General features: G+C 44.1%; 24 protein-coding genes and 2 pseudogenes. 16 read left to right on the top strand and 10 right to left on the bottom strand.

Annotated elements, in window-relative coordinates; genetic code table 11:
* Nucleotides 1-74: 74 nt before the first annotated feature.
* Nucleotides 75-665, bottom strand: coding sequence for an SCO family protein (locus JV16_RS04955; protein ID WP_042534566.1), 591 nt, complete (start codon nt 663-665; stop codon nt 75-77).
* Between the two features lie 142 nt (nt 666-807).
* Between JV16_RS04955 and JV16_RS04950 the strand changes: the two genes are divergently transcribed.
* From JV16_RS04950 to JV16_RS04910, 9 genes are all read left to right on the top strand, one after another.
* Nucleotides 808-2,055 (top strand): M48 family metallopeptidase, encoded by a 1,248-nt coding sequence (locus JV16_RS04950; RefSeq protein WP_042534564.1) that lies wholly within the window; start codon nt 808-810, stop codon nt 2,053-2,055.
* 212 nt (nt 2,056-2,267) lie between these two features.
* Entirely contained in the window at nt 2,268-3,554 is a 1,287-nt protein-coding gene (gene aceA / locus JV16_RS04945) for an isocitrate lyase (protein WP_042534562.1), read from the top strand.
* Nucleotides 3,555-3,641: 87 nt separating this feature from the next.
* The gene (locus tag JV16_RS04940) at nt 3,642-4,160 is read left to right on the top strand and encodes a competence protein ComK (RefSeq protein WP_042534560.1); all 519 of its coding nucleotides are present in this window, start codon (nt 3,642-3,644) and stop codon (nt 4,158-4,160) included.
* A gap of 65 nt (nt 4,161-4,225) precedes the next feature.
* A complete protein-coding gene (locus JV16_RS04935; RefSeq protein ID WP_042534558.1) occupies nt 4,226-4,828 on the top strand; it encodes a TVP38/TMEM64 family protein in 603 nt (200 codons plus the stop codon).
* Between the two features lie 15 nt (nt 4,829-4,843).
* Nucleotides 4,844-8,311: a helicase-exonuclease AddAB subunit AddB gene (gene addB / locus JV16_RS04930; RefSeq protein ID WP_084220263.1), complete on the top strand. Its 3,468-nt coding sequence runs from the start codon at nt 4,844-4,846 to the stop codon at nt 8,309-8,311.
* A 4-nt stretch (nt 8,312-8,315) separates the two neighbouring features.
* Entirely contained in the window at nt 8,316-11,945 is a 3,630-nt protein-coding gene (addA, locus tag JV16_RS04925) for a helicase-exonuclease AddAB subunit AddA (protein WP_042534553.1), read from the top strand.
* A 1-nt stretch (nt 11,946) separates the two neighbouring features.
* A complete protein-coding gene (locus JV16_RS04920; protein ID WP_042534551.1) occupies nt 11,947-13,110 on the top strand; it encodes an exonuclease SbcCD subunit D in 1,164 nt (387 codons plus the stop codon).
* On the top strand, nt 13,107-16,466 hold the full coding sequence (locus JV16_RS04915; RefSeq protein WP_042534549.1) for an AAA family ATPase: 3,360 nt from the start codon (nt 13,107-13,109) through the stop codon (nt 16,464-16,466). The genes JV16_RS04920 and JV16_RS04915 overlap by 4 nt, the downstream gene beginning before the upstream one ends.
* 12 nt (nt 16,467-16,478) lie before the next feature.
* Nucleotides 16,479-16,757, top strand: a complete 279-nt coding sequence (locus JV16_RS04910) for an HNH endonuclease family protein (RefSeq protein ID WP_042534546.1) — start codon at nt 16,479-16,481, stop codon at nt 16,755-16,757.
* Here JV16_RS04910 and JV16_RS04905 read toward each other — a convergent pair.
* From JV16_RS04905 to JV16_RS04875, 7 genes are all read right to left on the bottom strand, one after another.
* The gene (locus JV16_RS04905) at nt 16,754-16,975 is read right to left on the bottom strand and encodes a spore germination protein (protein ID WP_042534544.1); all 222 of its coding nucleotides are present in this window, start codon (nt 16,973-16,975) and stop codon (nt 16,754-16,756) included. The genes JV16_RS04910 and JV16_RS04905 overlap by 4 nt on opposite strands.
* Nucleotides 16,950-17,348 carry a spore germination protein GerPE gene (locus JV16_RS04900; RefSeq protein WP_042534542.1) on the bottom strand — a complete coding sequence of 133 codons (399 nt, stop codon included), beginning with the start codon at nt 17,346-17,348 and terminating at the stop codon, nt 16,950-16,952. The genes JV16_RS04905 and JV16_RS04900 overlap by 26 nt, the downstream gene beginning before the upstream one ends.
* Nucleotides 17,345-17,542, bottom strand: a complete 198-nt coding sequence (locus JV16_RS04895; RefSeq protein WP_009361960.1) for a hypothetical protein — start codon at nt 17,540-17,542, stop codon at nt 17,345-17,347. The genes JV16_RS04900 and JV16_RS04895 overlap by 4 nt, the downstream gene beginning before the upstream one ends.
* Nucleotides 17,539-18,135 carry a spore germination protein GerPC gene (gene gerPC / locus JV16_RS04890; RefSeq protein WP_042534540.1) on the bottom strand — a complete coding sequence of 199 codons (597 nt, stop codon included), beginning with the start codon at nt 18,133-18,135 and terminating at the stop codon, nt 17,539-17,541. Before gerPC ends, JV16_RS04895 begins: the two co-directional genes overlap by 4 nt.
* 72 nt (nt 18,136-18,207) lie before the next feature.
* Entirely contained in the window at nt 18,208-18,420 is a 213-nt protein-coding gene (locus tag JV16_RS04885; protein ID WP_035064814.1) for a spore germination protein GerPB, read from the bottom strand.
* A 12-nt stretch (nt 18,421-18,432) separates the two neighbouring features.
* Complete coding sequence (locus JV16_RS04880) at nt 18,433-18,654, bottom strand: spore germination protein (RefSeq protein ID WP_009361957.1); 222 nt, start codon at nt 18,652-18,654, stop codon at nt 18,433-18,435.
* Between the two features lie 3 nt (nt 18,655-18,657).
* Nucleotides 18,658-18,882 (bottom strand): spore germination protein, encoded by a 225-nt coding sequence (locus tag JV16_RS04875; RefSeq protein WP_042534536.1) that lies wholly within the window; start codon nt 18,880-18,882, stop codon nt 18,658-18,660.
* Between the two features lie 213 nt (nt 18,883-19,095).
* On the opposite strand from JV16_RS04875, the gene JV16_RS15920 reads away from it, so the two are divergent.
* From JV16_RS15920 to JV16_RS04855, 5 genes and pseudogenes are all read left to right on the top strand, one after another.
* A complete protein-coding gene (locus JV16_RS15920) occupies nt 19,096-19,305 on the top strand; it encodes a helix-turn-helix domain-containing protein (protein WP_244463789.1) in 210 nt (69 codons plus the stop codon).
* Nucleotides 19,306-19,648: 343 nt separating this feature from the next.
* A pseudogene (gene tnpA, locus JV16_RS15115) lies at nt 19,649-19,855 on the top strand (IS200/IS605 family transposase); the annotation flags it as partial.
* Nucleotides 19,856-19,860: 5 nt separating this feature from the next.
* On the top strand, nt 19,861-21,000 hold the full coding sequence (gene tnpB, locus JV16_RS04865) for an IS200/IS605 family element RNA-guided endonuclease TnpB (RefSeq protein ID WP_042534663.1): 1,140 nt from the start codon (nt 19,861-19,863) through the stop codon (nt 20,998-21,000).
* Between the two features lie 41 nt (nt 21,001-21,041).
* A pseudogene (locus tag JV16_RS04860) lies at nt 21,042-21,722 on the top strand (AMP-binding enzyme); the annotation flags it as partial.
* Between the two features lie 71 nt (nt 21,723-21,793).
* Nucleotides 21,794-22,903, top strand: a complete 1,110-nt coding sequence (locus tag JV16_RS04855; protein ID WP_042534531.1) for a DUF418 domain-containing protein — start codon at nt 21,794-21,796, stop codon at nt 22,901-22,903.
* A 5-nt stretch (nt 22,904-22,908) separates the two neighbouring features.
* Here the strand turns inward: JV16_RS04855 and JV16_RS04850 are convergent, their stop codons facing one another.
* Entirely contained in the window at nt 22,909-23,088 is a 180-nt protein-coding gene (locus JV16_RS04850; RefSeq protein ID WP_020424565.1) for an aspartyl-phosphate phosphatase Spo0E family protein, read from the bottom strand.
* A gap of 185 nt (nt 23,089-23,273) precedes the next feature.
* Between JV16_RS04850 and JV16_RS04845 the strand changes: the two genes are divergently transcribed.
* A complete protein-coding gene (locus tag JV16_RS04845; RefSeq protein WP_021094003.1) occupies nt 23,274-24,137 on the top strand; it encodes a fumarylacetoacetate hydrolase family protein in 864 nt (287 codons plus the stop codon).
* Nucleotides 24,138-24,159: 22 nt separating this feature from the next.
* Here JV16_RS04845 and JV16_RS04840 read toward each other — a convergent pair whose 3' ends face one another.
* Nucleotides 24,160-25,350, bottom strand: a complete 1,191-nt coding sequence (locus JV16_RS04840; RefSeq protein ID WP_021094004.1) for an ornithine--oxo-acid transaminase — start codon at nt 25,348-25,350, stop codon at nt 24,160-24,162.
* Between the two features lie 149 nt (nt 25,351-25,499).
* Between JV16_RS04840 and JV16_RS04835 the strand changes: the two genes are divergently transcribed.
* Complete coding sequence (locus JV16_RS04835) at nt 25,500-25,856, top strand: YisL family protein (RefSeq protein WP_042534529.1); 357 nt, start codon at nt 25,500-25,502, stop codon at nt 25,854-25,856.
* Nucleotides 25,857-25,884 lie beyond the last annotated feature (28 nt).

Here is a 25,884-nt window from a genome sequence, read left to right as displayed (position 1 = left end):
CCCCTTATATAGTCTTGGAGTCCTACTTTATTATGATAAATGGTAGTCCGATAGTCCGACAAGAGAAAAAGAGGCTACTTCGCCTCTTTTACAATTTCTTTATATACTTTTTCTTTATCGAAACCTTTTTCGCCCATGCCGAATGTGGCGATGACGCGATTGTTTTCGTCTAAAAAGTAAGTGAGCGTCGTATGAATCAGCATGCCGTTTCCAGGATCGCGATATAAGAAGTCGAAAGCGTCAGCTACTTTTTTCGTATCTTCTTCGCTACCTCTCAAAAAAATCCATCCTTCGTCATCGCTTTCCACGCCGAACATGTTCGCATACGTTTGCATCACTTGTTGTGTGTCGCGTGTTGGATCAATGGTGATCGTAATAAATTCAACTTTGTTTTTAAACAAACCGTCTTTTTCCAACCGTTCTTTTAACTGTTTCATTTGAAATGACGTACTTGGACAAATGTCTGGACAGTTTGTGTACACGAACTCTAATAGGCGCACTTTCGGTTCCATGTTACGAAATGAATACGGTTTTCCCCATGCGGTTTCCATCGTCACGTCTTTTGGAAACTCCATTTTATCTTGTCGGTAAAAAGAAAAATAAAACATTCCAATGCCGATACAAATGGCAAGTAAGCTAAAAAAGCCAATGTATAGTTTTTTCAATGTGATCCCTCCCACTTTCATCATACATAATCAACGTGCCAATGAGGAGAATGGGACGTGACAATTATTTGAATTTTTTCGTTGTTCTAAATGGCGAATGAAAAACTAAACTAGTAGTAACGATGGACAAGGGGGAAGGAAAATGAGAAAAATTGCTTTTTGGACGTTGTTTTTGTATGCGATATATGCGCTGTTTTTTGCATTTTACTTATTTCAATGGACAGACTCTTCCATTCCACCACAATATAAAGGAACGAGCGCAGATCCGGCGACGTTTTTAACGAAAAAAGAACTGATGTTGACTGAACAGTTTTCCGAAGTAAAAAACTTTTTATTCTTTTTATCTATTCCGTATGAGTGGGTCATTTATATATTTGTGCTGCTGTTTGGCTTGTCGGCACGATTTCAACAATGGGCGGAAGCGACGACGAAGCGTCAGTTTATGCAAACGGCCATTTACGTATTTTGGCTATCGCTTCTTGTACAAGTCGTCACGTTTCCGCTTAGCTATATAAGCTATTACGTGACGAAAATGTATCACATTTCTACACAAACGTTTTCAAGTTGGATGCGCGATGAACTCATTGATTTTTGGGTAAATTACGCCATCATGGTTGTCATCGTTTACGTGTTATATGTGCTTATGAAAAAATTCGAAAAACGATGGTGGGTGTACGCATGGCTTTGTTCTATTCCGTTTACGCTTTTTTTAACGTTTATTCAACCTGTTTTTATCGATCCGCTTTATAACGATTTTTATCCTTTAAAAGACAAACAGTTAGAAGCAAAAATTTTAGCGTTAGCAGAAAAGGCTAACATCCCTGCTGAACACGTATTTGAAGTAAATATGTCGGAAAAAACGAACGCGCTTAACGCGTATGTCACAGGCATCGGCAGCAATTCACGCATTGTGTTATGGGATACGACATTGGAGCGGTTAAGCGAAGATGAAATTTTATTTATTATGGCGCATGAGATGGCGCATTACGTCATGAAGCATATGTATTGGGGGATAGGACTATATATTGTTGTCACGTTTATCGGACTGTTGTTGACAAATCGATGGATGAAGCGGGCAGTTGAACGGTTTGGCACACTTTTCCGAATAAAAAAATGGAACGACCTTTCTTCCTTACCTGTTTTTTTACTTCTTATTTCCCTATTAAGTTTTGCAGCGAGCCCTGCGATGAATGCGATTTCCCGCTATGAAGAACACGCGGCAGACAAATATGCAATTGAGTTAACGAAAAATAAAGAAGCGGCGATCTCGACGTTTCAACAATTGACGCGTTCAAGTTTAAGTCAAGTACATCCACCGTATGTCGTCAAACTATTTCGTTACAGCCATCCAACGATTTTAGAACGAATTATTTTTTTAGAACAGCAGTAAACATATTTTTTTGAAAAAAATTCATAAAAATACTTTCTTTTCTGAAAATTGTGTTATATAATAAAGATGTCAAAAGGAAAATGTGTATTATAACAAAAGGGGTGGGAAACAAATCACAGCTCGTACATAGAGAAAAGAGCATCACAATCATTTGGGGGTCTTTTGTACGGAAACAGAGGGGTTACGATAAAAAAATTAAGGGGGAGAAGGAAATGGCAACATTCGAAGAACGTGTGAAACAATTAGAAGAAAGTTGGCAATTAGATGAACGGTGGAAAGGGATTACGCGCCCATATAGCGCAGCAGATGTCATTAAATTGCGCGGTTCGCTCGATATTGAATATACGCTTGCGCGCCGTGGGGCAGAGAAGCTTTGGCATTTATTAAATACAGAAGATTACGTTCATGCGCTCGGAGCATTAACAGGAAACCAAGCGGTACAACAAGCGAAAGCAGGCTTAAAAGCGATTTATTTAAGCGGATGGCAAGTTGCGGCGGATGCGAACTTAGCTGGGCATATGTATCCAGACCAAAGCTTATATCCGGCAAATAGCGTACCGCACGTTGTGAAACGCATTAACCAAGCGCTTCAACGCGCCGATCAAATTCAATATGTTGAAGGAAAAGAAGAGATCGATTATTTCTTGCCGATCGTAGCCGATGCGGAAGCTGGGTTTGGCGGTCAGTTGAACGTATTTGAATTAATGAAAGCGATGATTGAAGCAGGAGCAGCGGGCGTACACTTTGAAGACCAATTGTCTTCTGAGAAAAAGTGCGGCCATTTAGGTGGAAAAGTGTTGCTTCCGACGCAAACAGCGATTCGCAACTTAATTGCGGCGCGACTTGCGGCAGACGTCATGGGTGTGCCGACAGTATTGATTGCGCGCACAGATGCAAACGCAGCGGATTTAATTACGAGCGACATCGATCCGCGCGACCAAGAGTTTATTACAGGCGAGCGGACACCAGAAGGGTTTTTCCGTACGCGTGCCGGCTTAGACCAAGCGATTGCGCGCGGATTGGCGTATGCACCGTATGCTGATTTAATTTGGTGCGAGACGAGCGAACCGAACTTAGAAGAAGCGCGTCGTTTTGCGGAAGCGATTCATGAAAAATTCCCAGGTAAATTGCTTGCGTACAACTGCTCACCTTCATTCAACTGGAAGAAAAAATTGGATGACGAAACGATTGCAAACTTCCAAGTGGAGCTCGGAAAAATGGGTTACAAGTTCCAGTTCGTTACATTAGCTGGCTTCCATGCCCTCAACTACAGCATGTTTATGTTAGCACATGGCTATCGCGATCGCGGCATGGCTGCTTACTCCGAATTGCAACAAGCAGAGTTTGAGGCAGAAAAATACGGCTACACAGCAACACGCCATCAACGTGAAGTTGGAACAGGCTACTTTGATGAAGTATCGCTTGTCATTACAGGCGGTCAAGCATCAACGGTCGCTTTAAAAGGCTCCACAGAAGAAGAACAGTTTACAAATGCGTAAAATGACTCCCCTCGAAAAAACGAGGGGATTTTTTCGTCTATTTATGGTATAATATTGTCGAAATGTGTATATAAGGGAGGGAGCGATATGCTCATCGTCGAGCATCTACATTTAACACGCTATACGATGGGTCTTTTTCCGTTTTTTTATGACAAGCATTTATGGACGAAAGCGTTAGAGGAAGATGGAGAAATTGTTGTGAAACAAAGTCCGATGGACATTATTGAACAAAGTTGTTTGTACTATGGCGCTAGTTTAAGAGGAAGGAAAGATGGATCAAAACATATTATTGGCACTTCGCATAAAGCACCCATTGCAGTCGAACCAACGAACGAAATTTTCTTTTTTCCAACGATCTCCCCAACGAATCCTCAATGTATATGGCTATCGCATTTACATATTCGTCATCATGAGCATGTTCAAGGTGGAAAAACACGCATTACTTTTTCAAACGGGACGAGCGTCGAGCTATGTATTTCCCATCATTCATTTGTGAACCAGTTACATCGCACAGCTCAGTTGCGGACAAAGATGAGCGAACGAATCGAAGCGCGCGAACGAAAAATGATGTATTTGTTATATTTGCGGGAAAGGGAATTGTCGTAGTAGTTTTCTCTTTTCCTCTAAACTTGTACAATATAAATATGAGCACGTAGCAAAGGGGTTACTGTATGAGTTTAGAGGAATTAAAACAATGGTTTACGATCAAACATATGCTTGACATGTTAGCGGAATATCGTTCATTTGGCGTTATTCCGGGCATCGTCTTGCCGATGGCCGAGGCGTTTTTACCGTTTTTGCCGCTTTTCGTTTTTGTCATGGCAAACGCGGCGGCATTCGGTCTTTGGAAAGGGTTTTTCATCTCATGGATTGGAACGAGCGCAGGCTCACTGCTCGTCTTTTTTCTCGTTCGAAAAATCGGGAGACAACGATTTTTCTCTTTTTTACATCGCCATCCGACCATTCGCCGCATGATGCATTGGATTGAGCGTCGCGGCTTTGGGCCACTCTTTTTACTGCTTTGTTTTCCGTTTACACCATCTGCGGCAGTGAATGTCGTGGCAGGATTATCAGGCATTGCGATGCAGCAATATATGCTTGCTGTGTTGTTCGGAAAAATGGTGATGGTGTTTACGATTAGTTTTATCGGCTATGACGTTGTCGCTTTAATTCGTCAACCGATGCGCACCGTATTTGTCGCAGCCGCTATTTTTCTTCTCTGGTACGTCGGAAAAAAAGTTGAGCAACGTTTCGCATTGCACGATGGAAAATAAGAAAGGATGAACAATATGTCTGTACGTTTTATCATCGGGCGGTCGGGAAGCGGAAAAACGACGATGTGTTTAACAGAAATGATTGAACAACTTGCGCATGAACCCGATGGCGATCCGATTATTTATCTCGTTCCTGAACAAATGACGTTTCAATCGGAATATGCTCTTATGAACGCAAACGTCAAAGGAATGATTCGCGCACAAGTGTTTAGTTTCACGCGCCTCGCTTGGCGCGTCTTGCAAGAGACAGGCGGCATGAGCCGCCATCATTTAACGCAAACAGGCGTACATATGTTGCTAAGGAAAATTGTTGAACAACAAAAAGAACAGTTAAAGCTGTTTCGAAAAGCAGCCGACAAACGCGGCTTTATTGAACAACTGGAACAAATGTTGACGGAATATAAACGATATTGTGTGACGCCAGCAGCATTAAAACAAACGGAAGAAGAGTTGCGCCGTCATGCGACTGCAAACGAGATGGTACTTGCTGATAAATTAAAAGATACAGCGATGATTTTTGAGCAATTTGAACAACAGATGGCGCATCATTATGTCGATTCAGAAGATTATTTGCGCCTGCTTGCGGAAAAAATTCGCCATTCTTCCTATATGAAACGTGCGCGCATTTACATGGATGGCTTTTATGAATTTACCCCGCAAGAATATATGGTGATTGAACAGTTGTTTATTCATTGCCCACATGTGACGGTTGCGCTTACGTTAGACGCTCCGTATGAACAACTACCAAACGATTTGCACGTATTTCGCAGCACGTGGCGAACGTATGCCCAACTGCGCGAAATGGCGCTACAAAATGGGGTGGCGATTGAAAAAGTAGAACAACTTCATGAAAACGTCCGCCATAAACATGAAGAGCTTCGCCATCTTGAAGCACATTACGATGATCGTCCTGTACGTGTATGGCCAAAACAAACGGAAGCGATTGTCATCGGAGAAGCGACCACTCGCCGAGCAGAAATGGAAGGCATTGCTCGTGAAATCATTCGGCTTGTGCGCGATGAAGGATATCGCTATCGTGACATCGCTTTGCTCATTCGCAACGTTTCAGACTATCGCGACGTGTTAAAAACGGTATTTGCAGATTATCGCATTCCGTATTTCATTGATGAAAAAGAACCGATGCTTGATCATCCGTTCGTTGAATGTTTGCGCGCAAGCATCGAAGCAGTACGGACGAACTTTCGTTACGAAGCGGTATTTCGTTCTGTGAAAACTGACTTGTTTTTTTCGTTTGATGAGCCGATACATGAGATGCGCATGGCGATCGATCAACTGGAAAACTATGTGCTCGCTTCGGGCGTACAAGGAGACAAATGGACAGAACATTGGACGTATCGCAAGTATAAAGGGCTCGAAGGGATCCATGCGCCACAAACAGATGAAGAAAAGCGGTATGAGCAACAATTAAATGAATGGCGCAAGCTTGTTATTTCTCCGTTGTTGTTTTTACAAAAACGGTTAAAACAAGCAAAGACAGGACGTGAACGATGTGAAGCGCTATATGCATACGCAGAACAACTTCACATTCCACAAAAGCTGCAGCGATGGCGCGATGAAGCGGAAGAGAGAGGCGACTTGTCCGCTATGCGTCACCATGAGCAAGTATGGCAAGCGTTTATTCATTTGCTTGATGAATATGTGGAAATATTAGGCGATGAATCTCTTTCACTCGAAACGTTTTTTACCATTATTGAAACGGGATTAGAAAGTTTGCAGTTTTCTCTCGTGCCACCGGCAACCGACCAAGTGTTAATTGCTCATTTTGATCGTTCCCGCCTTTCCAACATTCGCTGTACGTTTCTTGTCGGGGTGAACGAAGGCATTATTCCGATGCGCAAAAACGATGATGGGATGTTGTCGGAAGTGGATCGCGAATTGTTGCATCATTATTCCGTACGCGTTGCCCCAGCGAGCCGCGATCGATTGCTTGATGAGCCGTTTTTACTTTATTTAGCGCTCGTTAGCCCGTCTGAACGTTTATATGTTACGTATGCGCTAGCTGATGAGCAAGAAAAAACGTTGTTGCCATCGATGTTTATCAAACGGTTAACGGATATGTTCCCGCATGTGAAAAAAATGCAATGGGGAGCCGATCCGTTTTTCCTTCCGCCTCACGAACAATTGTCATATATGACAAACGATATCGCCACGCTCGGCCCGTTAGTGCAGCAACTTGAAGCGTGGAAGCGACAATACACTATCGCTCCGATGTGGTGGGATGTATACAACGCCTACGTGCAACATGAGCAATGGAAAGAACGAATCGCGGTCGTTGTGCGGGCGTTATTTTACGAAAATCGCGCAAAACAGTTACGTAAACAGTTGGCGAAAGAGCTATATGGAAAAAAAGTGAAAGCGAGCATTTCGCGTATGGAGACGTTTAACCGTTGTCCGTTCGCTCATTTTGCCGCGCACGGTTTAAAGTTAAAAGAACGGACTGTCTTTCAATTGAAGGCGCCAGATATGGGTCAGCTGTTTCATGAAGCGTTAAAAGTGATCGCGAATCGCTTGCGAGAAGAACGGCTACCGTGGAGTGAATTATCAAAACAGCAATGCGAACAGTTGTCATATGAAGCGGTCGAGCAAATTGCTCCATACATTCAACAAGAAGTGTTGTTAAGCACGCACCGTTATCGATATATGAAGAAAAAGTTACAGACGATTATGGCGAAAGCGACGACCGTATTAAGCGAACATGCGAAAAGAAGCGGATTTGTACCGATTGGCGTTGAATTAGGGTTCGGGGAAGGGGAGTTGCTCCCGCCGCTTTCGTTTACATTATCGGACGGGACGATGTTGCAGTTTGTCGGGCGCATCGACCGCGTCGACCAAGCAACGAGCGAACAAGGTGTACTTCTTCGCATTATTGACTATAAATCGAAACAAAAGACGCTTGATTTAACGGAAGTATATTACGGTTTAGCGTTACAAATGTTAGCGTATTTAGATGTCGTGCTTGAGTATGCGGAAAAGCTCGTTGGCACATCGGCGTTTCCAGCAGGGGTGTTGTACTTTCCGATTCATAACCCGACGATGAAACTGAATGAATGGCTTGAAGAACACGAGCTAGAGAAAAAGTTTTTAGAACAGTTTAAAATGGGTGGCTACGTATTAGCCGACGAACAAACGGTGCGGCTGATGGATGAACAAGTAGAGCCGGGAACGAGTTCTCTCGTTATTCCTGTTCGTTTCAATAAAAATGGAACGTTTGCGCAACATTCAAAAGTGTTAACAGAGCAACAATTTACGATGTTAAGGCAACATGTGCGCCGTCTAATCGTCGATGTAGGTGAACAAATGATCGACGGCGTGACGCATATTGCACCGTACAAACAGAAAAATAAAACAGCTTGTCAATATTGTGAGTTTCGCGATGTGTGCCAATTTGACGAAGGGGTCGATGCGGAACAATATCGCGTGTTCAAACCGAAAAATAATATAGACGAATGGTTAAAGGGGTGATCGTGTGATTCCGCGAAAACCACGAGAAAGTCAATGGACGGATGAACAATGGAAAGCGATTTATGCCACAGGTCAACATACGCTCGTTGCCGCCGCCGCAGGTTCAGGAAAAACAGCGGTGCTTGTCGAGCGCATTATTCAAAAAATATTGCATAAAGAGCGGCCGATCGATGTCGATCGGTTGCTTGTTGTGACGTTTACGAATGCGGCAGCAGCAGAAATGCGCCAGCGTATCGGAGAAGCGTTAGAGAGAGCGCTCGAAAACGAACCGCACTCGCTTCATTTGCGCAGGCAACTCAGTCTTTTGCAAAAAGCGTCTATTTCCACGATTCACTCGTTTTGTTTAGATGTCATTCGCAAATATTATTACATGATCGGCATTGATCCGGTGTTTCGCATCGCGGATGAAGGGGAGATGGCGCTATTAAAAGAAGAAGTGTTAGAAACGTTATTTGAACAATATTATGCGGAAAACGATGAAGCGTTTTTAGCTGTTGTTGACAAATATACGAGCGATCGGACAGATGCGGATTTGCAAACGCTTATTTTACGGCTATATGAATTTTCTCGTTCGCATCCAAACCCGAACGAATGGTTACAACAAATCGTTCATATGTACGATGTCGAAGAAGGTGCACGCGTCGACGATTTACCGTATGCACATTACCTTTTTCAAGCGGTTGATTTGGCGCTAGAGACAGCGGAACAACGATTGGCGCAAGCGTTGCAAAAAACGAAAGAGCCAGGTGGACCGGATTATTTGCATGCAACGCTCGTTAGCGATCAACAAGTTATTGCCAAGCTCAAAGAGGCGCGTGCTGAATCGTGGCAAAAGCTACATGAAACGATGAAAAACGTATCGTTTGCGACGGCAAAAAGAAAGCCGAAAGACGGGACATATGATGAACAATTGATTGATGAGGTAAAAAAACTGCGCGAGCAAGTGAAAAAAGAAATAAACAGTGTAACAGAAGAACTGTTTTCGTTTCAACCCGCGACATACGTGCGCCATTTGCGCGAGATGAAGCCGATGGTTGCTACGATCATACAAATGGTGCAACGGTTTGCCGATCTATTGCAAGCGAAAAAAGACGAAAAAGGGATCGTTGATTTTTCAGACTTAGAACATTATTGTTTACACATTTTACGCGATCGTTCTGCGGAACATGAGTTCAAGCCGTCGGAAGCGGCTCTTTATTATCGAGCGCAATTTGCCGAAGTGCTCGTCGACGAATACCAAGATACAAATATGGTGCAAGAGTCTATTTTACGGCTCGTATGTAACGACGATGAAGCGACAGGCAATTTGTTTATGGTCGGCGATGTGAAGCAATCGATTTACGGCTTTCGTCTTGCGGAACCGTCGCTTTTTTTACAAAAATATGATCGGTTTACGAAAGACGGCGAGGGCGGATTGCGCATTGATTTAGCGAAAAACTTTCGCAGCCGAAAAGAAATATTAGATGGAACGAACTTTATTTTCCGACAACTCATGACGGAAACGGTCGGGGACATGCGTTATGACGATGACGCGGCTCTTCGCTTTGGCGCGCGCGATTATCCGGAAAAACAAGTGCCAGTCGAATGTGTGTGGATTAATGAAGCAAAAGAAGAAAGCGACGAAGAAGAACAAGAAGATGTGACAGCCGTTCAGCTTGAAGCGAGATGGATCGCGAAAAAAATCAAACAACTGCTTGCCGAGCCGTTTTTCGTTTACGACCGTCGCTTAAAAGGAGAACGGCGTCTCATGTATCGCGACATCGTCATTTTATGTCGCTCGATGTCGTCTGCTTCAGCGATGTTAGAAGAATTTCGGAAGCAAAACGTTCCGGTATATGCCGAGTTGTCGACAGGTTACTTTTCAGCGACCGAAGTGTCAATTATGTTATCGCTTTTGAAAGTGATTGACAATCCGTATCAAGACATTCCGCTTGCAGCGGTGCTTCGCTCACCGATTGTTGGATTGGACGAAAATGAGTTGGCGCGCATTCGTTTGGCGAAAAAAGACGGGGCATTTTATGAGGCGTTGCTTGCTTTTGTCGAGCAATCACAAGATGATGAGCTTTATGAAAAAGTGAAACGTTGGCTTTCGTATTTATCGGAGTGGCGTACAGCCGCAAGACAAAAGCCGCTTGCTGACTTCATTTGGCAATTGTATCGTGATACAAACTTTTACGACTACGTCGGCGGAATGCCGGGAGGAAAACAGCGGCAAGCGAATTTACGCGCGTTGTATGATCGCGCAAAACAATATGAAAAAACGTCGTTTCGTGGCATTTTTCGCTTTTTACGTTTTATTGAACGGCTAAAAGAGCGCGAGGACGATTTTGGAGCGGCGCGTTCGCTCACAGAACAAGAAGATGTTGTGCGCATGATGACGATTCATAAAAGTAAAGGGCTTGAGTTCCCGATCGTCTTTTTAGCAGGTGCTGCAAAACGATTTAACACGAAAGATTTGCGCGGCGACTACATATTAGATAAAGATTTCGGGTTAGGGATGCGCTATGTTCATCCGACGTGGCGGGCAAGCTATCCGACGATCGCGCAGCTAGCGATCAAGAAAAAAATGAAACTGCACATGCTTGCGGAAGAAATGCGCATTTTATACGTCGCGCTGACGCGTGCAAAAGAAAAGTTATATATCGTATCGACGGTAAAGGATATCGAAGCGGAAAAGAAAAAATGGCAAGAAGTCACTTATACATCCACGTGGGAACTTCCTGCGTATGTCATTGAAAAGGCAAAAAGCTATGCGGATTGGCTCGGTTATGCCCTCATCCGTCATCCACAAAGCGTTTGTCCGTCGAAAACGGTGCTTCACGATGCATCGCTATGGGAGATGCACGTTGTGTCGGCGCATGCGCTTGAGCAAGAAGATGAGCAAGCAAATGAGCATCGTGACATCGTTGAAGCGATTCAACAACTGCAACCTGTGGCGATTAAAAGCGAATATGAAGAAGAAGTCAAGCGCCGCCTTTCTTGGACGTATACGTATGCGAGCGCAACGACGTTAAGGGCGAAACAAAGTGTATCGGAATTAAAACGACAACGCGACATATACGGTGGACATGCCGAACAGCCGTTTCGAAAAGAGATCGTTGAACGGCCGCGCTTTTTGCAAGCGAAAACGATGACGCCAGCCGAACGAGGAACGATTATGCATCTTGTGATGCAACATATTGACGTAACAAAAGAAGTGACTGCTCATGAGGTGCAGGAGCAAATCGCGCGCATGATAAACGGAGAATGGCTCACCGAAGAGCAGGCGAAAGCGGTTGATATAGAAAGCATCGTTGCCTTTTTCCACACTCCGATCGGCAAGCGAATGCAACGTGCGAAGCGACTTGAACGGGAAGTGCCGTTTTATTTGGCGCACGAGATGGAGGGGGAAACGGTGATCGTTCAAGGAGTCATTGACTGCGTATTTGAAGATGAATACGGGCTCGTTTTAATTGACTATAAAACAGATCGCGTATCGTGGATGAATGACCCACAGGAACAACTAAAGCGACGATATGAAGGGCAATTAGCGTTATATCGTGAGGCGATCGAAGCGATTTGGAAAAAGAAAGTAACCGAAACTTACGTGTACGCTTTTGACGGTGCGCTACTTGTAGCGATGGGAGGGGATTAATTTGCGTATTTTGCATACGGCTGATTGGCATTTAGGGAAAACGCTTGAAGGGCGAAGCCGCTTGAGCGAGCAAGAAGCGGTGATCGATGAAATAGTAGAAATCGTACAGAAGGAAAACATCGATGTCGTATTGCTTGCTGGCGATGCGTTTGATACAGTCAATCCGCCTGCTGATGCGGAAAAGCTTTTTTATGAATCGCTTTCACGTTTGAGCGATCACGGAAAACGTCACGTTGTTGTCATTGCGGGAAACCACGATCACCCGGGTCGTTTAAGTGCGGCCGCTCCGATTGCCGCAAAACATGCGATTACGTTGTTAGGATTTCCAACGGATGTTGTGCAGCGCTTGTATGTTCCATCAGCTGATGAAATATTAATCGTTGCGGCGCTTCCGTATCCGTCAGAGTCGCGCTTGAACGAATTGCTTTCCGACGAATGCGATGAAACGTTGTTGCGCGCACGATATGATGAACGCATTCGCGCCATTTTTGCAAAAATGAATGCATCATTTCAAGAAGATGCCGTCAATATTGCAATGAGTCATTTATATGTCGCTGGAGGGGCAACGTGCGATTCCGAGCGCCCGATTGAGCTCGGCGGAGCATATACGGTGTCGCCAGCAAGCTTCCCTCAGCGTGCGCAATATGTCGCACTCGGTCATTTGCACCGTCCTCAAGATGTGAAACATGCGGTGATGCCGGCGCGCTATTCCGGCTCACCGCTCGCCTACAGTTTTTCCGAAGCAGGATACAGCAAGTCGGTGACGATCGTTGACGTGCAGCCGCGCTCTGCTCCTGCCATTTCAGAATGTTGGCTTTCCAAAGGGCGTCCGCTTGTCAAATGGAAAGCGACAGAAGGGTTAGCGCAAGTGTATCGTTGGATTGAGGAAGGGCGCGATCGCGGGGCGTGGATTGATTTAGAAATTGATGTCGAGCAATCGTTAACGTTAGAAGAAACACATCGGTTGCGTAAATTGTATGACGGATTTGTTCATATTCGCCCGAATTACTTAAAAAAGGACGATGTTGTGCGTGAAGTGCGCACCGATGTTCCGATTGAAACGTTGTTTACGCGTTTTTATGAACGGCAAACAGGCGGAGGAAAGCCGTCTGAAGAGCTCGTTCAACTATTTTTGCAGCTCGTTGCTGAGGAGGATGAACGATGAAACCGATTCGTTTAACGATTGCAGGGTTGCATAGTTTTCGCCAGAAGGAAACGATTGATTTCGAACGGCTATGCGAAGGGGGATTGTTTGGCATTTTCGGTCCGACAGGAAGCGGAAAGTCGTCGATTTTAGATGCGATGACGCTCGCGTTATACGGAAATGTCGAACGCGCGGCAAATCAGACGAACGGAATTATGAACCATGCGGAAAATGAACTATTCGTTTCGTTTACATTTGAATTACAACATGCGGAAGGAGTAAAGCGATATACGGTTGAGCGCTCGTTTAAGCGCGCGGATGCGCTGCGCATTCGTTCTGTCGTCAGCCGCTTCATCGAAGAAGGAAACGAGCGCGTCGTCATCGCAGATAAGACGCGTCTTGTTGATGAACAAGTAAAACAGTTGCTCGGTTTAGAAATGAAAGATTTTACAAGAGCTGTCGTTTTGCCGCAAGGAAAGTTTGCTGAATTTTTGTCGTTAAAAGGATCGGAGCGCCGTCAAATGCTTCAGCGCTTGTTTCATCTTGAACGATATGGCGACGAATTAAATAAAAAACTAAAAAATAAATTGGCAGACGCGTCCGCAAAGTTAGAGGCGATCAAAGGGGAGCAAGCTGGGCTTGGCGACGCTTCGAAAGAACAAGTCGAAAAGCAAAAGCAAGCGTTGACAGAAAGAAAAGAGGCGCTAGAGAGAGCGAAAAACGAGTTGCGCGACATTCACGAACGATACGAAAAAGAAAAACAATTATGGCAATGGCAATGCGAAAAAGAAAAAGTAGAACAACAGCTTGATGAGTGGAGAAAGCAAGAAGAACGGATGAAACAGCTTGAGCAGACGTATGAACGAAGCAAAGAAGCTGAACGTCTTGCTCCGTATATTGAACAAGTGGAACGAAGCGAAAAAGAAGTTGCGCATTGGCAACAAAAAGCAAAGGAACGAGATGCCCAATTACAGCAAGTGCGCACGATGTATGAACAAGCAAGTAAACAATATGAACAATGTCGTGCGAAAAAGAACGAAGAAGAACCGAAATCGTTGCAAAAACAAGAGCAGCTGAAACAAGCGCTACAAACGTTGGCGCTTATGCGGTCGCTTGAACAACAACAAGCAAAGCTACGCGCGAGTTTGCAAGAGATAGAGGAAAAAGAACAAGAAGCGCGCCTTCGCGTTGACACATGCACGCAAGAATATACAACATGGAGTGCAAAACAAGCGGAATTAAAAAAACAATGGGAAGAGAAAAAAGTTGACGTGCATGTAAAAGAGCGTTTGGAACAAGTGGATGAAAAAAAGAAACACATTCAATTGCAGCGGCAAGCGCTTGAAGAAATCGAAAAGGAAAAAGAAGAAAAACTGAAAACATATGAAGCGATGAAACAAACGTATGAACGAGAAATAAAACAAATGAAACAACTTGAAGCGCGTCTAGCGGAAGAGTTTCGTCATGTAGAATGGTTGTATCATCGCGTCTGTGAGCGGGAAAAGCAAGCGATGGTGCTCGTCTATCAATGGAAAGAGGAAAAAAAGCAAATGGAGGCGGCACGTCTACATGATTTAGCGGCGACGTTAGCTGAACGCTTGCGCGATGGGGAAGCTTGTCCGGTTTGTGGTTCGACGCATCATCCAAATCGAGCAAAAAGACAACAAGTGGCGCTCGATGAAGAAGCGCTCGAACGGATCGACCGTTCTATTCAAATCGGAGAACAGCTCGTTGCGGCAATACAGCAAATAAAAATGCAAGTCGAACAGTTGTCTGAAATGATGGTACGCCACCCTTTGCCACAACGTGTCGATGTGGAAAAAGTGAAACGAGAAGTGGAAGAAGCACCGCTTTCTTCTTTAAAAGAAATCGAAATCGAAGGGAAGGCGTTGCAACAAGATTATATCGCATGCCGCGATCGGATGTATCGCTATATCGAAAAATGGAACGAGCAAAAACAAAAGGAGCAACAATATGCGTATCAAATGGAAACCGTTCGTCAACAAATGGCTGAATTAGAGGAAAAATGTGCAGAGCGACGCACGCGCATCGAACAAGAAAAAAAGATGTGGCATGAGGCGTATCCAGATGTATCGTTTGAACAAGTCGATGACATCGTTCGCAACCTTCGCAAGCGCGAACAGGAAGCCCAGCAGTTGCAACAGCGCATTGAAAAAAGCGTGACCGTACTAGATAATAAACGAGCGGAATTAGAGCAATGGAAAGAAACGTATCAAGAGGTCATAAAACAAAAAGCAGAATGGACAACTGAATGGAATATGCAACAGCAACAATATGAACAATATAAACAAACGCTGCCAGAAGGAATGGATGAGGAGTCTGTAAAACAACAGCTCATTCGTATAGAGGAAACGTTACAACGTGTCAAGCGTGAAGAAGAAGAGGCGTATGCCCGATGGATGTCATTACAACAACAACTGCACACGTTGCAAGCGGACAAACAAGCCGCAGATGTCGCTTTACAAGAAGGAGAGAAGCGAAAACAAGAAGCGGAACGAATGTTGGCAGAACAATTCCAAAAAACTGTTTTCAAAACGGTGGATGATGTGCTTGCGTCCCGCTTAGATGAACAAACGAAACAACAAATCGCTCATGACATTCAACAATATAAAGATATACTCATGAAGCTACAAAATGAATGGCAGCGATTAAATGAGGCGATGAATGGCGTCGTCATGACGAAACAACAATGGGAAGAAACGATGTGCGCGTACGAACAAGCGAAGCAACAAGTGGACGAACATATGCGGCAACTCGGTTCACTTGAAGCGATCGTCGCTGATTTAGAGGCGAAACATGCGCGCTTTGAACAATTGCACCAAGAAAGAATGCAACTAGAAAAGCTCGTCGGTCAGTACGAGGAGCTGCAAAAAGTGTTGCGCGGAAATAGCTTCGTTGAATTTATTGCGGAAGAACAGCTCGTTCATGTGACGCGCTATGCATCGGAACGACTTGGGGAATTGACGAGACAGCGTTATGCGATTGAGCTAGATTCCGAAGGAGGTTTTGTCATTCGTGACGATGCAAACGGAGGTGTACGTCGTCCGGTGACGACATTATCGGGAGGCGAAACGTTTTTAACATCTTTATCGTTAGCGTTAGCGCTATCGGCGCAAATTCAGCTGCGCGGGGAATATCCGTTGCAATTTTTCTTTTTAGATGAAGGATTCGGCACGCTTGACCAGGAGTTGTTAGATGTCGTCATGACCGCATTAGAACGATTGCGAGGAGAACATATGGCGATCGGGGTCATTAGCCACGTTCAAGAGTTGCATGCGCGCATGCCGAAACGGCTCATTGTAAAACCAGCAGAACCGTCTGGAAAAGGAACGACAGTCCAACTTGAAGTGATGTAAAGGAGACGGGCGATGAAAGGAATATGTGAACTGTGCGGGAGAGACGATGTTGTGTTCACCGCTCATCATTTAACGCCGAAAGAGTATGGCGGAACAGAAACGGCCAAACTATGCTTTCCTTGCCATAAGCAAATTCACGCGTTATATACGAACGAGGAATTAGCGAGTCGGCTATATACGATCGAGCGGTTACAACATGATGAACGCATCGCGTCATTTATTCGGTGGATTCGAAAACAACCAGCTGATCGGTTGCCGAAAATAAAAAAGGCGAAGCGGCAAAAGCGTTAAGCATTGTCGGCAACGTTTTGATCGAATGCGTCGCAATCGAGCGTATTTGTTAAGCTAATGCCGTTGTTGGCGATAATAAAATTGCCTGTATTAAACGCGCCTGCGCCAGCGAATGTTTTCGATGATATTTTCGGTGAGACATATAACGTATCCCCTACTTGCATGACGGCGCCGCTAGCGACGAGGTTAATTTTAATCGGACCGACGAGAGCGGGCATGTCGTTCTCTCCTTTCTGTCAGCTGACGAATATGTTTGACTCGTGATTCCGCTTCTACATTTTTCGTGGAACCGATATGCACGACAGATGTAGAAGAAACCCCGATGATGCGAATGGAATGAACAGCGATGAGCGGGCAATCGTGCAACGTATAACGACAAACGTGTTCATGATCAACAGGTGGAAGCGGAATCAGTTTTGTAAAGATCGGAAAGGCGAGCGGAAATTCGTTGCTGTCGACATATTCAAATTGTCTTTGAACGGCAAGCGCCCGCCCAGAAAGACGAATGTGTTGGCTGTCTCCAACTTGCACGACAGAGCTAAAGGAGACGGCATTTGCTTTTAGTAAATGAACGACGGAAAGGCGGCTCATCGCTTTTCCTCATTTTTTTTATTGTTTTGTTTTTGTGGAAACGGACCGATAATTAACGATTCTGGCGGTGTGTCGAATGCGGAAGCTAATTGGATCGTTTCGCTATCGCCGATTAAAACGAGCGAGGCGCTCGCCACCCCCCCGATGGCGATATGACCAACCGATAAATGATGATTCACAACTGTCATATTCATTCGTTCGTCTCCTCTCGTGGTAAATGTTTTAAAAATGTCTCGATCGAATGTTCAATGTCTCGTTTTAAATAAGCGATAATGTTTTGTTGTAATTGTTCGTTTTCTGTTTCGCTTTCCCCATATTGTCGCAAATAAAAATGAATGCGATCATCAATTTGTCGAGCAATATCTTGCAATATAAATTGGCGATATGTTGGATCAAGCGACCGCTCATACGTTTGCTCGATGCGGGCGATGATGTGTTCTCCTTCTTCTTTTAAATATGAATGAACGGCTGTTTGAATGTTGCGAAAGAGCGGTGTCGGTTGCGGTGTCGGTTGTGGAATAATTGTTTGTGTTTTTGGAACCGCAAAATTTTCAATCGTATCTTCCCCGAACGTTGCAGGATTTAGACCGATATTTAACGTTCCTTCTAACGTTTCCACTTTTAGTTGATCAAAATGATATTCAATTTTTTCAATCGTTGTGCGCGGCTTTTTTTTTAACTGTTCATATTGTTGTTGTAAATCATGTATCGCTTGTTCAAGCGATTGCATTTTTTGTTGTTGCCATTTTAAATATGCCTCGAGCTGTTTAAAGTAATCGTGCCACATGCGCGCTGCCTCCTTCTTTTTCGGCCCGTTTATTTTCTAGTTTATGGCCGAGCCAAAAGAAGTAGCACTGTTTTATACAGGGGATTGAAGCGGGACGAACGGTCCTTCTTCCCCTTGAATATTGATTTTTGCTTCCGGAGCGGGTTCGGTAAATTGTCCGGTATTGCTTAATGTGGCGAGCGGTTGTACCTTTCCGGTCGTTCCGATTTGAAGGACGGATGAGTTCGTGAGCGAGCCGATTTTTAATTGATGAATGGAAATCGTTTGTTGAATATAAAAGTTCATGTTCCCACCTCGCTAGGCGTTTCCGGTAATATTGCTATCGGCAATATCACGGTCGTTCGTATTCGTGTTGCTATATTGGTTATAAATATGCAAGCCGTCTCCTGTATTAAATGAACCAGCGCCAGCAAACGTTTTCGCTACGCTGTATGGAGAGATGGCAAATACATCGCCGATATGAAACACGCCGCCGCTTCCGATGCTGTTAATTTGGACTGCTCCAACAATGGCAGGCATCGGCTATCCCTTGCTTTTTACGTTGCTATCGGCGATGTCTGGATCGATTGTATTTGTAAAGCTGATGAACGTGTTCGTTTGTAAAAAATCTCCTGTATTTCCGCCGCCGGCACCTGCGAGCGATTTAGATGAACTTTTTGGTGCGATTTGTAACGTATCGCCGAAATTGACGGTCGCGTCGCTACTGACGTTCGTAATTTTAATCGGACCTGCGATATAGGAAGGCATGGCCATCGTCCTTTCTCTCATTCTTTCCCTTATCCAATCATATGAAAACAACGAAAGAAATGTGCTCCACAAAAAGAAAGATATGTTATAATATTTCTGAAAAATGATAATTTTCGGATAAAAGGAGGGGGTTGACTGTTCGTGATAAACCTATAAATATGTATGAAAAAATCTTATGATTATTTTATGAAAGTACAAAGGAATGGGGCGAAGATGATTCGAACATACAAAGTCATGCCTCTGCCTAGCAATAAGCAAAAGATGAAGCTTTTTCAATGCGCGGGTGTTGCCAGATGGGCGTACAATTTTGCATTAGCACAACAACAAAAGCATAACAAACAAGGCGGAAAGTTTTTGAAAGACGGTGAAGCCAGAAAAAGGCTAACGAAGTTGAAACAAACGAAAGCATTGGGGTGGATGTAGGAATCAAATCTCTCGCAACGATCAGCAATGGCATAACGTTTCCTAACATCCATCATATGCCTAAAGTGAAAAAGCTTGAAAAACAAATGAAGCGACTGCAAAGAAAGCTGTAGCGAAAGTATGAAATGAACAAAATTCAAATTGAAGGAGGTGAATACCGCTACAGGAGAACGGAAAATATCAAGAAACTTGAATTGCTTTGTGAAGTGTGTGGGATAGAAATCGATCGCGATTTGAATGCAAACATCAACTTGAAACAATATGCCGAATATATCCTGTGACACGACCATGTACCCATACGTTAGTGGGGAAGTCAAGCCTTAGGAGCGCCCAGCAAACGAGTGTTGATTGCACTCCACAGCACTCTATTCCAAATATCATCAAAGCGTTAAAAGGCGTGAGTGCAAGGTTGCTGTTTAAAGAGTTCCCCCAACTAAAAGAGAAGTTGTGGGGAGGGAATCTGTGGAATCCTTCTTACTTTGTCGCAACCGTAAGCCAACACACAGAAATGCAAATACGACAGTATATCCAAAATCAGAAAGCGAGGTGAAAGCGATGTTCGTCCATAAAGCATACAAATTCCGTATTTACCCAACCAGAGAACAGGAAATCCTCATTGCCAAAACATTCGGTTGCGCTCGTTTTGTGTTCAATCATTTCCTTGCCGAATGGGAACGTGCGTACCGAACAACAGGAAAAGGGTTGACATACAAGCTTTGTTCTTCTCAATTAACAAGCCTAAAGAAACAATTGGTATGGCTAAAAGAAGTGGACAGCATTGCGCTCCAAACTTCGCTGAAACATTTATCTGATGCGTACACCCGATTTTTTCAAAAACAAAACAATAAACCACGTTTTAAGTCAAAAAAGAACAAGGTGCAATCGTACACAACAAAGTACACGAACGGAAATATTGCCGTTGTCGGTAATCGAATCAAACTCCCGAAACTTGGTCTTGTTCGTTTTGCGAAAAGTCGGGAAGTCGAAGGACGCATCTTGTCTGCGACCATTCGCCGAAACGCAAGCGGAAAATACTTTGTGTCTATTCTTGTAGAAACAGAGGTGCAACCACTTCCTAAAACGAATCGTGCCGTCGGGATTGACTTGGGGATAAAGGACTTTGCCATTCTTTCAGACGGTACGACGTATGCCAATCCAAAATATCTTCGCAAACTTGAAGAAAAATTAGCTAAAGCCCAACGTATTCTTTCTAGGCGACAAATCGGGAGTTCAAATTGGCATAAGCAGCGAATCAAGGTCGCACGCCTACACGAGAAAATGACAAATTCCCGAAACGACTACTTGCATAAACTCTCCACCGAGATTGTCAAAAACCACGACATCATCGGGATCGAGGATTTGCAAGTGTCAAACATGATGAAAAACCACAACTTAGCCAAAGCCATTGCCGACGTATCGTGGTCAACATTTACAGACATGCTCATGTACAAAGCGACATGGTACGGCAAACAAGTAGTTGTGGTGGCGAAAAACTTTCCATCTAGCCAATTGTGTTCTCATTGCGGATACAAAAACAAAGACGTGAAGCATCTTCACCTTCGTGAATGGGAATGCCCTTCATGTGGCACACATCACGATCGGGATGTGAACGCAAGTATTAATTTGAAAAACGAAGCCATACGGCTTCTAACCGCAGGAACTGCGGGGCTAGCCTGCTCATTCTCCCTTCGGTAGAAGGGACAGCGCAGGAATCTCGTGGCTTCAGCCATGAGAGGTTCAATCAAGTGTACGGTATGACGGAATCATCGCCATTAAGCACGGTTTCTACCGTCCGTTCGCATTTGCAACATTTGCCGCTTAGCGATCAATATCGCATGAAAGCGAAAGCAGGTTATGCGATGATTGGCTGTGAAGTGAAAGTCGTCAATGAGCATGGGGAAGAAGTGCCGCGCGACGGAAAGTCGATCGGAGAAGTCATTGTGCGCAGCAACGGCGTAATGGCAGGATATTGGAAAAATCCAGAAGCGACAATGGAAACGATTCGTAACGGCTGGCTTCATACAGGAGATATGGCGACTGTCGATGCATATGGCAACATCGACATCGTTGATCGGAAAAAAGATATTATTATTAGCGGTGGGGAAAACATTTCATCGATTGAAGTTGAAGGGGTGTTGTACGAGCATCCAGCGGTGTTAGAGGCGGCAGTCATTGCTGTTCCGCATGAAAAATGGGGCGAAACGCCGCATGCGTTCGTCGTCGTCCGTCCAGGAAAAGAAGTGACCGAACAAGAGTTGATCGCCTTTTCACGCGAAAAACTTGCCCATTTTAAAGCCATCACCGGCGTCACATTCGTTCAAGAATTGCCAAAAACCGCATCAGGAAAAATACAAAAAGTACATTTGCGTAACGAATATTGGCAATCGATAGGAAAGACAGGAAGATATGTGAATTAATAAGGAAGAGCCGTTGTCGATTGACAGCGGTCTTTTTTTTCTTTACGCTGAAATGGAAAAGGAGGGAGATTATGCGTATTTCAATGATTGATGCGGTGCGTGGTTTTGCGTTGTTTGGCATTTTGCTTGTGAACGTTCTTGATTTTTCACTTCCGACGCTGTATGTCGATGCCACGGTGTTTGCGAAAGATGGGCTTGATCGCTTCCTGCTCGCATTTGTTGATATATTTGCGCAAGCGAGCTTTTATCCGCTTTTTTCGATGTTGTTCGGCTGGGGAGCATGGATCATGCTTGACAAAGGGGGCGAGAAATTCCGGATCACTTTTTTACGCCGCTTGTTTGCGTTGTTGTTATTTGGGATGTTTCATGCGTTTTTCATTTGGCATGGCGATATTTTAATTGGTTATGCGATCGTTGGGTTGTTTCTTTTTCCGTTTTTTCGGGCAAGGGCAAAGACGTTGCGGCGCTTTGCGCTTTCGCTTTGGGGCGGTTGGGCTGGCGTTTCAACGATTTTGATGTGGGTGATGTGGAAACAATATGGCGATGTCGATTTTTCAGAGCCGACGTTAGCGAAGCAAGCTGTCGCGAACTACCAACAAGGGACATGGGAACAAATTTTTATGCAGCGAGCGTATGATTGGTTGTACGTCAACTCGTTTACACAAGCGTTCATTTTTATTTTAACGATTTTGCCGTTTTTTTTATTTGGGGCATATATCGCAAAAGAAAAATGGTTTCATGACATGAACATAAATCGCGCAACGATAAACAAGTGGTGCATCGGTTCGTTCGTTGTCGGCGTCATTTTTAAAATGTTGCCTTGTGTCGAAAAAAATATTGTGACAACGTATGCGCAAGATATGATTGGAGGACCTGCGCTTGCTTTGTTTTATTTTACTGCGTTTTCGCTTATGGCATCGCAAGTCGTTCATGTTTTTGCTCCTGTTGGCAAAATGGCGTTAACAAATTATTTGACGCAATCGATCATTTGTACGACGTTGTTTTATTCATATGGCTTCGGATGGTATGGAAAAGTAACACCGAAACAAGCGCTCGCTGTCGCATGTATCGTATATGTCATTCAAGTCGTATGGAGCCATTGGTGGTTGAAAACATATCGCATCGGACCGATGGAGCGAGTATGGCGATGGATGACGTACGGAAAAAAGAAAACGACATGAACAGATCATGTCGTACAAGGCTTGTCCTCTTTTTCTTTATGGAAAAGCACGGCTTCTTTTAAATGTTTGTTTAACAATTCATCGAGCTCTTGACTGCATTGGATCGTTTCTTTCGCAGAAAAACCGTACGTTTGTGCCAATTCAATTAATTGTCGTCTTTTCTTTTCGATGAGGGAAAGAGACATAAGATTCACCAACATTTTTCATTTTCGTTAACAGTCTGTAAATGACTGTACGTATAAACTATTATACATATTCTGAAGAAAAAGGAAATAGTATAATATGCTGAAAAATAATTTTTTTACAAAGGAGTCTACACGTGAAAAAGAGAAAATAGTGATGTTCGATCATACGAAAGAGGGGATGGAAAATGAAATTTGTGACAGCATATGCGGGATCGGATGTGTTTGTCGGGGTTGTACACGAGCAAAAGGTCGTTCATTTATCGAAAGCGGATGAAACGATACCGAATACGATGATTGAATGCGTCGAACTTGGGGAATTGTTCATTGAAAAAGTGCAACGTGTGCTTGAGCGCGTACAGCCAGAGTGGACGTATGAACTTCACGATGTGCAGTTGCTTGCGCCGATTCCACGTCCGACCAAAAACATTTTTTGCATCGGAAAAAATTATGCCGATCATGCGCAAGAAATGGGAAGTATAGCGGATCGCGAAAATATGATTGTATTTTCGAAAGCGCCAACGACAGTGATCGGACATGAGGCACCGATTTTACGCCATGCGGATGTGACGGATCAGCTAGATTATGAAGGAGAGCTTGCGATTGTGATTGGAAAAAAAGGAAAAGCGATTCCGAAAGAACAGGCGCTCGATTACGTGTTTGGTTATACGATTATAAACGATGTGACTGCGCGCGATTTACAAGAAAGACATAAACAATATTTGCTTGGCAAAAGTTTAGATACGTCATGTCCGATGGGACCGTGGATCGTTCATCGGTCAGCGATCGCTCATCCGCATGCGTTACATATTGAAACGAAAGTAAATGGCGAAGTGAGACAATCGGCAACGACAGCGCAATTTATTTTCGACATTCCGACGATCATTGCGACGTTGTCGAAAGGGATGACGTTAGAGCCAGGGGATGTCATTGCGACAGGAACGCCAGCCGGTGTTGGAAAAGGAATGAATCCGCCGCGCTTTTTACAGTCGGGGGATGTGATTGAAATTACGATTGATCAAATCGGGACGTTACGGAATGTAGTCAAATAAAAAGCTGGGGTGCCCCAGCTTTTTACTGTTCAAATACTTTTTTCACTTTTTCAATGGCCCAGTCGAGCTCTTCTTTTGTAATGACGAGCGGTGGAGCGAAGCGGATGACTGTATCATGCGTCTCTTTACATAATAGCCCTTCTTGTTGTAGTTTTTCACAATATGGGCGTGCCGCAACATGCAGTTCAACGCCGATAAATAGTCCTCTGCCGCGCACTTCTTTAATGTGCGGATGATTAATTTCGCGCAATTTTTCTTGGAAATATTGACCGAGCTCAAATGAGCGCTCTGGCAATTTTTCTTCAACGATTACATCAAGCGCAGCGATCGAAACAGCACAAGCAAGCGGGTTGCCCCCGAACGTCGATCCGTGCGATCCCGGATTAAATACGCCGAGAATATCTTTGTTTGCGGCAACGCATGAAATTGGGAATACGCCGCCACCGAGCGCTTTACCGAGAATGTACATATCTGGCTCTACTTCTTCCCAATCGCACGCAAACATTTTACCAGAACGGCCAAGACCGGATTGAATTTCGTCAGCAATATATAACACGTTATGTTGTTTACATACGTCATATGCGGCTTTTAAAAACCCTTCTGGCGGAATGTTAATGCCCGCTTCCCCTTGAATCGGTTCAAAAATAAACGCTGCTGTATTTGGTGTAATGGCTTGCTTGAGCGCTTCGACATCGCCGAACGGAATAACTTTAATGCCTGGGAGCATTGGACCGAATCCACGTTTGTACTCTGGGTTTGATGACATCGATACAGCTGTCATCGTCCGACCGTGGAAGTTATCTTCACAAACGATAATTTCCGCTTGATCGGCAGGAACGCCTTTCACGTCATACGCCCAGCGGCGCGCCGCTTTGACGGCTGTTTCTACCGCTTCCGCTCCTGTGTTCATCGGTAAAACCATTTCTTTTTTTGTTAATTTCGCGACTTTTTCATACCATGGACCGAGCTGATCGTTATGGAATGCTCGGGATGTTAATGTAATTTTATTTGCTTGTTCAATGAGCGCTTGTACGATGCGCGGATGGCGATGTCCTTGGTTGACCGCAGAGTAAGCGCTTAACATATCCATATAACGATTCCCTTCTGGATCTTCTACCCATACACCTTCGCCTTTTGATAAAACGACTGGAAGTGGATGATAGTTATTTGCGCCGTATTTTTCTGTTAGTTCAATGATTTGTGCTGTTTTCACGTCAATCCCTCCTATTTCGATCGTCACATATATAACATACTTGAAGTGAATATAGAAAGTAAATAGAAAAGGTGAGCGTTTTCTTTTTCAAATGTCATATGGACGTGTTATGATGGGCATATATGAAATCAAAAGAAAGGAGCATCTGTATGACACATGCACATATTACGACGTGGGTTGTCGCGCTTATTTTATTTGTCGTTGCGATTGCGTTTCAAGCAAAAGGACATGAAAAAACAAAAATGGTACACATGTTGTTGCGCTTATTTTACATTTTGATCATCGCGACAGGGGCATGGATTTTACATAGCATGTCTTCATTTCCGTTCCTTTATATCGTGAAAGTGATTGTCGGTTTATGGGTCATTGGAATGATGGAAATGATTCTCGTTCGGACGGCAAAAGGAAAAAACACGAACGTCCTTTGGCTTCAGTTCATTGTTGCGTTTGTGATCGTGCTATATCTCGGATTTAAACTACCATTTGGCTTTTCTTTCTTTTCGTAAAGTTGGCATATTCGCCAACTTTTATCTT

Origin of the sequence: Anoxybacillus ayderensis, from assembly GCF_000833605.1 — a bacterium.
GTDB lineage: Bacteria > Bacillota > Bacilli > Bacillales > Anoxybacillaceae > Anoxybacillus > Anoxybacillus ayderensis.
This window is presented reverse-complemented; position numbering and strand designations above follow the sequence as displayed.